5 protein-coding genes are annotated in these 12,332 nt (G+C 62.0%); 2 read left to right on the top strand and 3 right to left on the bottom strand.

Annotated elements, in window-relative coordinates:
- Nucleotides 1–2: 2 nt before the first annotated feature.
- Nucleotides 3–599: a tRNA-uridine aminocarboxypropyltransferase gene (locus tag IB245_RS00305; RefSeq protein ID WP_192225982.1), complete on the top strand. Its 597-nt coding sequence runs from the start codon at nt 3–5 to the stop codon at nt 597–599.
- A gap of 135 nt (nt 600–734) precedes the next feature.
- Here IB245_RS00305 and IB245_RS00310 read toward each other — a convergent pair whose 3' ends face one another.
- From IB245_RS00310 to IB245_RS00320, 3 genes are read right to left on the bottom strand one after another with little or no spacing between them, the layout of a single operon-like run.
- Nucleotides 735–2,090 (bottom strand): HlyD family type I secretion periplasmic adaptor subunit, encoded by a 1,356-nt coding sequence (locus IB245_RS00310; protein ID WP_008034253.1) that lies wholly within the window; start codon nt 2,088–2,090, stop codon nt 735–737.
- A gap of 10 nt (nt 2,091–2,100) precedes the next feature.
- A complete protein-coding gene (locus tag IB245_RS00315) occupies nt 2,101–4,260 on the bottom strand; it encodes a type I secretion system permease/ATPase (RefSeq protein ID WP_192225984.1) in 2,160 nt (719 codons plus the stop codon).
- A gap of 18 nt (nt 4,261–4,278) precedes the next feature.
- Entirely contained in the window at nt 4,279–5,637 is a 1,359-nt protein-coding gene (locus IB245_RS00320) for a TolC family outer membrane protein (RefSeq protein WP_008034251.1), read from the bottom strand.
- Between the two features lie 590 nt (nt 5,638–6,227).
- Between IB245_RS00320 and IB245_RS00325 the strand changes: the two genes are divergently transcribed.
- Nucleotides 6,228–12,119, top strand: coding sequence for a retention module-containing protein (locus tag IB245_RS00325; RefSeq protein ID WP_192225986.1), 5,892 nt, complete (start codon nt 6,228–6,230; stop codon nt 12,117–12,119).
- Nucleotides 12,120–12,332: the final 213 nt, after the last annotated feature.

Genomic DNA, 12,332 nt, shown 5'->3' on the forward strand with positions numbered 1-12,332 from the left:
CCATGTCCAGAATCCAATGCCCGCGCTGCCTGCGCCCGCAAACCCACTGCCTGTGCCCATTGATCCCGAGCCTCGACAGCCGCACTCGGGTGTTGCTGTTGCAGCATCCGAGCGAAGTGAACCATGCACTGAACACCGCAAGGCTGGCGGCGTTGGGGTTGAAGAATGCCGAGTTGATTGTGGGTGAGGTGTTCGAGGATTTGCCGGCGCTATTGAATCAGCCGGGCTATCAGGCGCGATTATTGTTTCCGGCCGATGATGCGCAACCGATGCAGGCGTACGCCGCAAACGATGAGCCACTCTTGTTGGTCGTTCCGGATGGCACCTGGCGCAAGGCGCGCAAAATGCTGCACCTCAATCCGCTGCTGGCGGCATTGCCCCGAGTGACATTGGCGGATGGCGGTGTGTCGCGTTATCGGTTGCGCAAGGCGCCGGCACCGGGGGCGTTGTCGACGGTGGAGGCGATTGTGCAGGCGTTGCAGACGCTGGAAGCGCCTGTCAGTTTCGAGCCGTTGTTGAAACCGTTCGAGGCGTTGATCGAGGGGCAGATTGCGGCGATGGGGGAGGAGGTTTTTCAGCGCAACCACGGTCCGCAATAGTCGTCAGTGAGGGCCTCTTCGCGGGCAAGCCTCGCTCCTACAGGTATGCGTAATGTCGGAATCAACGCATAACCTGTAGGAGCGAGGCTTGCCCGCGAAGAGGCCGGGTCAAACACCAAATTTTTCGGAAAGTGATTACCGCTCCCGCATCGCCTCTGTCCGGGCCTTAAGCACCGGTTTCAGCAGATAATCCAGCACACTTTTCTCCCCGGTAATGATATCCACCGTCGCCACCATCCCCGGAATGATCAGCAGCGGTTTCACATCCCCGCCCAAATGGTTTTTATCGGTCCGCACCTGAATCAGATAGAAGCTGTTGCCCTTGTCGTCAGTAATCGTGTCCGCACCAATCAGTTCAAGCCTGGCACTCAACCCACCATAAATCGTGTAGTCGTACGCACTGAACTTGACCATCGCTTTCTGCCCCGGATGCAGGAACGCCACGTCTTGCGGGCGCACCTTGGCTTCGATCAGCAGGTTGTCTTCGATGGGCACGATTTCCACCATGTCGCTGCCCGGCTGGACCACGCCGCCGATGGTGTTGACCTTCAGCACTTTGATAATCCCGTGCACCGGCGATACCACCGTGGTGCGGCTCACGCGGTCGTCGATGGCGATGCTCGATGCGGTGATTTTCGACAGCTCGGTGCGTTTCTCATTCAGCTCTTTCGCCGCGTCCGAACGGAAGGTTTGTTCCGACTCGTCGATCTTGCTTTTGATCTCGTTGATCGCCGACTCGGCGCGAGGAATCGCCAAGGTCGTGGCATTCAGCGAACCACGGATTTCCACCGCGCTGCGTTTGAGCCGCAGGATTTCAACCGGCGACACCGCCCCGGTGCCCACCAGTGGCGCAGACATGTTCATTTCCTGTTGCAACAGCGCCAGGCTTGAACTGTATTGACCCTGTTTGGAGCGGAACTCCGCCAGTTCCTGGGTTTTCTGCCGCAGCTGTTCGGTCAGGGTGCGTTGCTCGCTGGCCAACCGGCGTTGCCGTTGTTCGTACAGCGAGCGCTCGTCCTCGGCCACTTGCGGGGCTTTGGCGATCACCTCCGGCGACAAACTGAACGGCCGTCCCTCGGCCTCGGCAGACAGGCGTTCGACCTGCGCGGTCAAGGCATAACGATCCGCTTCACTCTCGCCCTTGTTCGACAGAAACCGCGTGTCATCCAGGCGCAGCAGCGTGTCGCCCTTGTTCACCATTTGTCCTTCGCGCACGAAAATCTCGGTGACGATGCCGCCCTCCAGGTTCTGGATCACCTGAACCTTGCTCGACGGAATCGCCTTGCCTTCGCCCATGGTGACTTCCTGCAACACGGCGAATTTGGCCCAGACCACGGCGCTGATGATCAACGCAGCGGCGAGCCACACGGTGATCCGCGACCAGCGCGGTGAATCCTGCAACGAAGCGCCGGCCGTTTCCGGCATGAACTCGCTTTCGGCGCTTTTGCTGAAGCTGTCGAAGTAGCCGCGTGAGCTTTGTGACGATGACATGAGCGGACTCCTAGACGGCCGCAGAGCCGACACGGCCCTTGCGCAGTGCATCGATGACCGCTTCTTTCGGACCGTCGGCGACGATCCGCCCGTTGTCCAGCACCACCAGCCGATCCACCAGGCTGAGCATCGAGGTGCGGTGGGTCACCAGCAGCAAGGTTTTGCCCTGGACCCAACCGTGAAGTTTTTGCCGCAAAACATCTTCGCTGCTGTTGTCCATGGCGCTGGTGGGTTCGTCGAGCAGCATGATCGGCGGGTCGAGCAACAAGGCGCGGGCCAGCAATACCGCCTGGCGTTGCCCGCCCGACAGCAACTGCCCGCGTTCGCCGACGGGCCGGTCAAACCCTTGTGGGTGTTGACGCGCGAGCTCGGTGACGCCGGTCAGTTCGGCCACTTCCAGCATCCGCGCATCGCTGATGTAGCGTGCGCCGAGGGTCAGGTTGTCGCGCAGGCTGCCGGCCAGTAACGGCAGGTCATGGGCGACGTAACCGATCTGCTGGCGCAGGTCGGCGACGTCCAGTTGCCGCAGGTCCAGGCCATCGAGCAGCAACTGGCCTTCCTCCGGTTCGTAGAACCCCATGACCAGTCGCCCCAGGGTGCTTTTGCCCGAGCCGCTGCGACCGATGATGCCGACCCGCTCACCGGGTTTGAGGCTGAAACTGATGTTGGCCAGCGCTGGTGCATTCTGGCCGTTGTAGCGAAAGGTCACGCCGCTGACGTCGAGGGCGCCTTGCAGTTGTGTGCGCTCCAATGGCCGCTGTTTCGCATCGCGCTCCTGCGGCAGGCCCATCAGTGCGTCGGTGCTTTTCATGGTCAGTTGCGCTTGCTGATAGCGCGTGATCAACCCGGCGATCTGCCCCAGCGGCGCAAGTACGCGGCTGCCGAGCATGTAGGTCGCCACCAGCGCGCCGACGCTGAGGTTGCCGGCGATGATGCTGTAGACCCCGGCAATGATGGTCGCCATGCCGGAGAACTGCTGGATGAACAGCGTGCCGTTGGTGGCCAGCGCCGAGAGATTGCGCGCATGGCTGTCGAGGCGGGTGAGGGCGCCGTGGGTGCTTTCCCATTTGTGCTGGCGCTCGCTTTCGGCGCTGCAGGCCTTGAGGGTTTCCAGGCCGCCGAGGGTTTCGATCAGCAACGCCTGGCGTTCGGCGCCGAGGGTCAGGCTTTTTTGCACGGTGTCGCGCAGCCGCACCTGAATCACCATCGCGAACAGGATCGTGATCGGAAACGCCAGCAACGGAATGACTACCAGCCAGCCACCGAGCAGTCCGATCACCACCAGCATCAGTGCGGCGAAGGGCAGGTCGATCAGGCTGGTCAGCGTAACGGCGGTGAGGAATTCGCGCAGGCCCTGGAAGTCATGGATGCTCTGGGCGAAACCGCCGATGGTCGCTGGCCGCGCTTTCATCGACATGCCGGTGATGCGTTCGAACAAGGTCGCGGACAGGATCACGTCGGTCTTCTTGCCGGCGGTGTCCAGCAAATGCGCGCGGACCACCCGCAATGCCAGCTCGAAACCGGTGCCGATCAGCAAGCCGATGGACAGCACCCACAGGGTCGAAGTGGCCTGGTTCGGCACCACTCGGTCGTAGGTCTGCATCACGAACAGCGGCACCATCAACCCCAGCAGGTTGATCAGAAAACTCGCCAGGATCGCATCGCTGTACAGCCATTTCGACAGCTTCAAGGTGTCGCGAAACCACGCCTCCACACGCGGCACCAGAGGCGAACGCAGGTCTTCGAGTTCATGCCGTGGCCGGGCGAACAAGGCCTGGCCGCTGTAGCTTTCGGCCAGCTCTTCACGGCTGACCCATTGCTCGCCGCCGTCGGCTTCGCTCGGCAGAATCAGCAGGCGGCCATCATCGCCAAAGCGACGCAGCACGGCGGTGCGACCGTTGTCGAGGATCAGCAGCACCGGCAGGTTTAGCGCAGAAATGTCGTCCAGTTCACGGCGCAACAAACGCGCCTGCAAACTGGCCCGGGCCGCTGCGCGCGGCAGCAGGTCCAGGCTCAGGCGTTGGTGTGCCATTGGCAGCCCGGCACTCAGGCTGGCGCGACTGACCGTCGCGCCATGAAGTTTGCAGAGAATCAACAGACCGTCCAGGAGCGGGTCATCGAAGCTCAGCCGCGGATCGACACCAGTGTTGCCGGATTCCATGCTGGTCACATTGCTCGCTCCAGTACGCTACTTCAGTTCAGGCAAACGGGCTTCGTTTTTCACTTCGGTCCGGGCAATCGCGTCGGCGGGCAGTACCACGCGTTGTTTGCTCAGCAACTGGCCCATGTTTGCCAGCACGCGGTACATCGAGAATTCCTCGGTGTAGCGCACTTCGGTATAGCGACGGTTGGCGTTGTAGAGTTCGTTTTCGCTGTCGAGCACGTCAAGCAGGGTCCGTTGGCCGAGGCCGAACTGGTCCTGATACGCCGCCCGTACACGGGTGGTGGTTTCGGCGTATTCGCGGGCAGTCGGGGTTTGTTTTTTCGCGTTGACCATGGCGTTCCAGGCCAGGTGAATGTTCTCGTTGAGTTGGCGCAGGGCATTGTTGCGGATGTCCATGGCCTGGTTGATCTTGTGCGCGTCGGAGGCCAGTCGTGCCTTGTCGCTGCCGCCGCGGAACAGGTTGTAGTTCATCACGACGCCGACGCGCCATTCGTTGTCGTGGCCTTCTTCACCGGCGATGTTGTTATTCGCTCCCACCGCGGCTTCAGCGTCGAAGCGTGGGTAGAACGGCGACTTGGCGACTTCGTACTGGCTCTCGGCCGATTGCACATCCGCCTGGGCCGATTTCAGGTACGGGTTGTTGTCGACCATGCTCTGTTGGGCATCCCGGATCGTGGCCGGCAATTCGCCGCGAATCGATGGCAGCGTTTCCAGTTCATCGGGCATGCGCCCCGTGACGGCGTAGAAATTCGCTTCGGCATCGGCAAGATCGACTTCGGCGGTGTCGAGGTTGTTTTCCGCGAGGGCCCGACGCGCCACGGACTGGTCGGCGTCAGCGGTGCTGCCGATCCCGCGCTGGGTGCGCAGGCCGATCTGGTCGTTGACCCGCAGGTGGGCTTGCAGGTTGTTCTTGGCCAGCGTCACCAGTTCGCGGCGCTTGAGCACTTCGAGGTAAACCTCGATGGTACGCAGGGCCAGATCCTGAGCGGTGCCCTGTGCGTAATAGGCCCGTGAATTAACCACGCCTTTGGTGCGTTCGACTTCGTTGGACGTGTTGAAGCCATCGAACAGCATCTGCCGCAGACGCAGTTCCGATTGGGTGTAATTCAGGATTTCCGTGTGGTGATTGCCGAAGGCCCGGGTGTTGGTGTTATCGCTGTACCCGCGCCCGTACGAGGCATTCAGGTCCACGGAAGGATAAAAGCCCCCCTTGGCGACTTTCACGTCTTCATCGGCCGACAGACGGCTGTCCACCCGCGACGCCAGTTCCGGGTGGGTCGCAAGGGTGCTCTGGATCGCCTCGGTCAGTGACATGGCGTGAGCCTGAGAAGTACAGGCCATCGCCAATAGAATCGCACTGCAGATGGGGTTCAATCGGCGCATGGGTACATCTCCCTGAGTCCTAATGGTGCTTATTAGTCGCCAATTATTTGACGACATTTATAGGTGAAACCGTTTCATGCTCGTTACAACAGAGCTAAGAACATTCTGGGAAGAATCTAAGAAGGATTTCTCATAAGGTTTATGCCAAAAAAAACTTATGCGCTCTGCAAAATCCAGCACATTGTTCACGTCGAAAGCCCTTGATTTATGAGCGTTAGGGCGCTCGAAAGGGCAAAAGGAAAGTTCCACCCACATATCGACTAGGGCGTAGAAGTGCTGGAGGGGAGGGACGCGAAACGGTTTTCTTGGTGACGGTTTTTTGTCACTTGGTTGGTTCAGAACCGTTACGCATCGCTCACTGGACGAGGTGTTACCGAACAGGATCCCGATGCCTTTGATTGCAGAGGGTTTTATTCCGTAGCGGACACGTCGCCCGTGAGCGACACGCTTGGCGAGATAGTCGCCAGGGCAGTGGCTTGGTGTTGACGAGCTGCTCCCCGGAAGAGGCTCGCCGGCCACCGCTTGACCCATGAGCACGTTCTTCGCAAACAACAGGATGCCGACGGCAGTCGGCAGCGGAGGAAGTGCACATGGCTACGCTCATCGGTATCGTCAGTAAGGTCATTGGTCAGGTGTTCGCCCAGGGGAGCGACGGTACCCGGCGTGTGCTGATCGAGGGGGACCGGCTGTTTGCCGGCGATCAACTGATCACCGGGGCCGAAGGCGCGGTGGCGGTGCACCTGCAAAATGGCCAGGAACTGACGCTCGGGCGTGGCAGCAGCCTGCAAATGAACCCTCAGTTGCTGGTGGATCACGCCTCCCATGTGAACACACCTGAAGCGACCACGCCGACTCAGGCTCAACTGTCAGATGTCGAGCGAGTGCAAAAAGCCATCGCTGCGGGCGACGACCCGACCCAAACCGCTGAAGCGACCGCGGCGGGGCCGGGCACACCGGGTGCGCCCGGCGGTGCATTGGGTGGCGGCCATAGTTTTGTGCTGCTGGAGGAAGTGGCTGGGCGGGTCGATCCGACTGTCGGTTTTCCCACTGCGGGCTTCAATGGTGTTCCCGAATTTCCCCGGGAGCGTCTGGCCGGTGATCCGGACGCCGGTGATCCGGACAATGGCGGCAATGCGACCGCTGCACCGATTGTGGCGGATACCCCGGATCGTCCGGACATTCCGGATACTCCAGACAATCCCGTCACCCTGGATGGCCTCGACGTAGAGGGCGGCGAGCTGACCGTCTACGAAAAAAACCTCACCTACGGCACTGACCCGGACGCACCGGCGCTGACCCAATCCGGCACCTTCACCGTCACCGCGCTGGACGGTCTGCAAACCCTCACCGTGGGCGGCATCGCCGTGGTCACCGCAGGCGTGGCGGCAGGTTTCCCGCAATCGAGCGAGACCGACACCGGCGCGATCTTCACCATCACCGGTTACAACCCGGCGACCGGTGTGGTGAGTTACAGCTACACGCTGCGTTACGACAGCGACCACCCGAATCCCGGTGGTGCCGACAGCATCTCCGAGCACTTCGACGTGGTGGCCAAGGATGTCGACGGCAGCACCGCAACCGGGCAGATCAACGTCAACATCGTCGATGACACACCGAACGCCAACCCGGACGCGACCTCGGTGGTGGAGGGCGGCACCGTCAGCGGCAACGTGCTGTGGAACGACGTCGCCGGCGCCGACGGACCCTTGCTCGGCGGTGGGGTGGTCGGCGTGCGCGCCGGCTCGGACACCTCGACCCCGGTCAACGGCGGGCTCAACACTCACATCAACGGCACCTACGGTTACCTGACCCTGGACGCCCAGGGCAACGCGGAATATCACAGCTACCCGAACGGGGTGAACGGCCCCGGCGCGACCGACGTGTTCACCTACACCCTGCGCGATAACGACGGTGACGAAAGCACCACGACGATCACCATTGACGTCAGCAACGGCTGCATCACGGCAGCCACCGACAACGACGTCACCGTCTACGAAAAAGCCCTCGACCTGAGCAAGGATGGCCAGGACCTCGCGGCAGGCACCGTCACCGGTAGCGAGCCGGGCCATATCGGCGAAACTGCCAGCGGCACACTGGTCGGCTCGGTCAGCGGCGCGACGGGCGCGATCACCTACACCCTGGTCGGCAGCGCCACCGGAACCTATGGCCAGATCCTGCTCAACCCCAACGGCACTTACACCTACACCCTGACCTCACCGGCCAGCACCACGCCGCACGCGGACAACGGCGTCAACACCCTGAGCGAAAGCTTCACTTACCAGGCCACCGACTCCCTGGGCAACACCGTCACCAGCACGATCAAGGTCAACATCGTCGACGACGTGCCCAAAGCGATGGATGACAGCAACGACGGTGTCGCCACGCCAACGCACCTGCCCCTCGAAGGCAACGTCCTGAGCAACGACGTGCAAGGCGCGGACCGCGTGCCGACCGGGCCGGACAGCGGACCGATTACCGCGGGCACGTTCACCGGGACTTACGGCACCCTGGTACTGAATGCCAACGGCACCTACACCTACACGCTGAACATCAGCGATGCCGATTTCAAGGCGCTGCACAATGGCGGCGAGGGGAAGGAGAAATTCAACTACACCCTCACCGATGCCGACGGCGACATCAGCACTGCGACGCTGGAGCTGAACATCCATAACAGCCCGGTGACCCTCAACGGCCTCGACGTAGAGGGCGGCGAGCTGACCGTCTACGAGAAAAACCTCACCTACGGCACCGACCCGGACGCACCGGCCCTGACCCAGACCGGCACCTTCAACGTCAACGCGCCGGATGGCCTGCTAACCCTCACCGTCGGCGGCATCGCCGTGGTCACTGCGGGTGTGGCGGCAGGTTTCCCGCAATCGAGCGAGACCGACACCGGCGCCATCTTCACCATCACCGGTTACAACCCGGCGACCGGCGTGGTGAGCTACAGCTACACGTTGCGTTACGACAGCGACCACCCGAATGCCGGCGGTGCCGACAGCATTTCCGAACACTTCGACGTGGTGGCCAAGGATGTCGACGGCAGCACCGCAACCGGGCAGATCAACGTCAACATTGTCGATGACACGCCGAACGCCAGCCCTGACGCGACCTCGGTGGTGGAGGGCGGCACCGTCAGCGGCAACGTGTTGTGGAACGACGTCGCCGGTGCCGATGGCCCCTTGCTCGGCGGTGGCGTGGTCGGCGTGCGCGCCGGTTCGGACACCTCGACTCCGGTCAACGGCGGCCTCAATACCCATATCAACGGCACCTACGGTTACCTGACCCTGGACGCACAGGGCAACGCCGAATACCACAGCTACCCGAACGGGGTGAACGGCCCGGGCGCGACCGACGTGTTCACCTACACCCTGCGCGATAACGACGGTGACGAAAGCACCACGACGATCACCATTGACGTCAGCAACGGCTGCATCAGCCCGGTCACCCTCAGCGGCCTCGACGTGTGTGACGGTGAACTGACCGTCTACGAAAAAAACCTCACTTACGGCACCGACCCGGATGCCCCGGCGCTGACCCAGACCGGCACCTTCAACGTCAACGCGCCGGATGGCCTGCTGACCCTCACCGTGGGCGGTATCGCCGTGGTCACTGCCGGCGTGGCGGCAGGTTTCCCGCAATCGAGCGAGACCGATACCGGCGCGATCTTCACCATCACCGGTTACAACCCGGCCACCGGCGTGGTGAGCTACAGCTACACGTTGCGTTACGACAGCGACCACCCGAATCCCGGTGGTGCCGACAGCATCTCCGAGCACTTCGACGTGGCGGCCAAGGATGTGAATGGCAGCACCGCGACCGGGCAGATCAACGTCAACATCGTCGATGACACGCCGAATGCCAACCCTGAGGCAACGTCGGTGGTGGAGGGCGGCACCGTCAGTGGCAACGTGCTGTGGAATGACGTCGCCGGCGCCGACGGCCCCTTGCTCGGCGGTGGCGTGGTCGGCGTGCGCGCCGGCTCGGACACCTCGACGCCGGTCAACGGCGGCCTCAACACCCACATCAACGGAACCTACGGTTACCTGACCCTGGACGCCCAGGGCAACGCCGAATACCACAGCACCCCGAATGCCGTGAACGGCCCCGGTGCGACCGACGTGTTCACCTATACCCTGCGCGATGACGACGGTGACGAAAGCACCACGACCATCACCATCGACGTCAGCAACGGCTGCATCAGCCCGGTGACCCTCAGCGGCCTCGACGCGTATGGCGGTGAACTGACCGTCTACGAAAAAAACCTCACCTACGGCACCGACCCGGATGCCCCGGCGCTGACCCAGACCGGCACCTTCAACGTCAACGCGCCGGATGGCCTACTGACCCTCACCGTGGGCGGCATCGCCGTGGTTACGGCGGGCGTGGCGGCAGGTTTCCCGCAATCGAGCGAGACCGATACCGGTGCGATCTTCACCATCACCGGTTACAACCCGGCCACCGGTGTGGTGAGTTACAGCTACACGTTGCGTTACGACAGCGACCACCCGAATGCCGGTGGTGCCGACAGCATCTCCGAGCACTTCGACGTGGCGGCCAAAGATGTCAACGGCAGCACTGCGAACGGGCAGATCAACGTCAACATCGTCGATGACACGCCGAACGCCAACCCAGAGGCAACGTCGGTGGTGGAGGGCGGCACCGTCAGTGGCAACGTGCTGTGGAATGACGTCGCCGGCTCCGATGGACCCTTGCTCGGCGGTGGCGTGGTCGGCGTGCGCGCCGGCTCGGATACTTCGACCCCGGTCAACGGCGGGCTCAACACTCACATCAACGGCACCTACGGTTACCTGACCCTTGACGCCCAGGGCAACGTCGAATACCACAGCACCCCGAATGCCGTGAACGGCCCAGGTGCGACCGACGTGTTCACCTACACCCTGCGTGATAACGACGGCGACGAAAGCACCACGACCATCACCATCGACGTCAGCAACGGCTGCATCAACGCAGTCAGCGACAATGGCGTCGCCATCATCACCAACGTCCTGTCGGGCAACGTCACGGTGCCGGGCGACGTGCTGCTGGCCAACGACATCGATGCCAACTCCAACCCGCTGACCGTATCGCCAACCACCTTCAACACTGGCTGGATTGTCAAAGGTGCGGACTTTACCGGCAGCAACCAGAGCTACAGCTTCACCGGCAACAACGCTCAATCGGTGACCATCGCGCGCAGCGCATTCGTCGCCAACACCGCAGCCATGACCGCGGTGCTGGTGGTCAGCGGAGCGTTGGGCGAAGTCAAAAACAACAACAACAACAACAACAACAACAACAACGGCAACGGCAACGGCAACGGCAACACCAATGACGAGGACCACATCACCGTCACCCTCAAACAGGGTGAAACCCTGAACCTCGATCACAACCTGGCGGGCGGTCACGTCACCATGGAGTACTCGGTCAACGGCGGCTCGTTCATCGGCATCGGCGATGGCCAGACCATCACCGCCGCAGTAGACGGCACCTACCAGATCCATATCATCAACATCGATGACGGCGGGCATGGCAACGGCAAGGGCACGGAAAATTATCAACTGACCATGACCGTCGACTACTCCGGCGCCCACAACACCACCCCGGACTATCACGGCGCCTACGCCGTCGACGACAGCACAGCGGTGACCATCAGCTATCAGGACGGTCACACCCTCACCGGCACAACGGGTGACGACATGCTGGTGGCGGGCACCGGCAACAACGTGATCAACGCCGGCGACGGCAACGATGTGCTCACTGCCGGTGCAGGCAACAACGAGCTGCACGGTGGCGCCGGCAATGACTTGCTCTACAGCGGCGCGGGCAACGACCTGCTCGACGGCGGCACCGGTATCGACACCGCGAGCTACGCCCACGCCACCGCCGGGGTCAAAGTGGATCTGAGCCTGCTCGGCGCGCAAAACACCGTGGGTGCCGGCACCGATACCCTGACCGCCATCGAAAACCTCACCGGTTCCAGCTTCGATGACAAACTGACCGGCGACAGCCACAACAACATCATCACCGGCGGCCTCGGCAACGACGTGCTCAACGGTGGCGGCGGCGATGACGTGCTCATCGGCGGCCTCGGCAACAACACCCTCACCGGTGGTGCCGGTGCCGACTCCTTCCTGTGGCTCAAAGGCAACAGCGGCCACGACGTGGTCACCGACTTCACGCCAGGCACCGACAAACTCGACCTGTCGCAACTGTTGCAAGGGGAGAACGGCACGGCGGCGTCGCTGGATGACTACCTGCACTTCAAAGTCACCGGCAGCGGCGATTCACTGGTCACCAGCATCGACGTCAGCGGCATGGCGGGTGCTGCGCCAAACCAGACTATCGACTTGGCCGGTGTGGACCTGGCCAGCCATTACGGTGTGACACCGGGCGCGGGTGGGGTGATTGCCGGAGCGGATACGGCGACCATCATCAACGGCATGCTGAATGACCACTCGTTGAAGGTGGATACCGTGTGACCTGAAACCTTAAACAACAAAACCCGCCATCCCTGTGTAAGGGATGGCGGGTTTTTTGTTGTGCGTTGTTTAGGGAAATGTCCGACCGGCGGTAGCAAAACCTGTGATTTCTGACAGTAGCCAGCGCTAGCGGCCTGTCTTTAAATCCAACCATGAGGTTGCAGGTTTTTAGTTGTAGCGAATGTTTGCAAAGCAGGTTGTTTATCGGCGCCT

The organism is Pseudomonas sp. PDM02 (assembly GCF_014852285.1).
Classification (GTDB): domain Bacteria; phylum Pseudomonadota; class Gammaproteobacteria; order Pseudomonadales; family Pseudomonadaceae; genus Aquipseudomonas; species Aquipseudomonas migulae.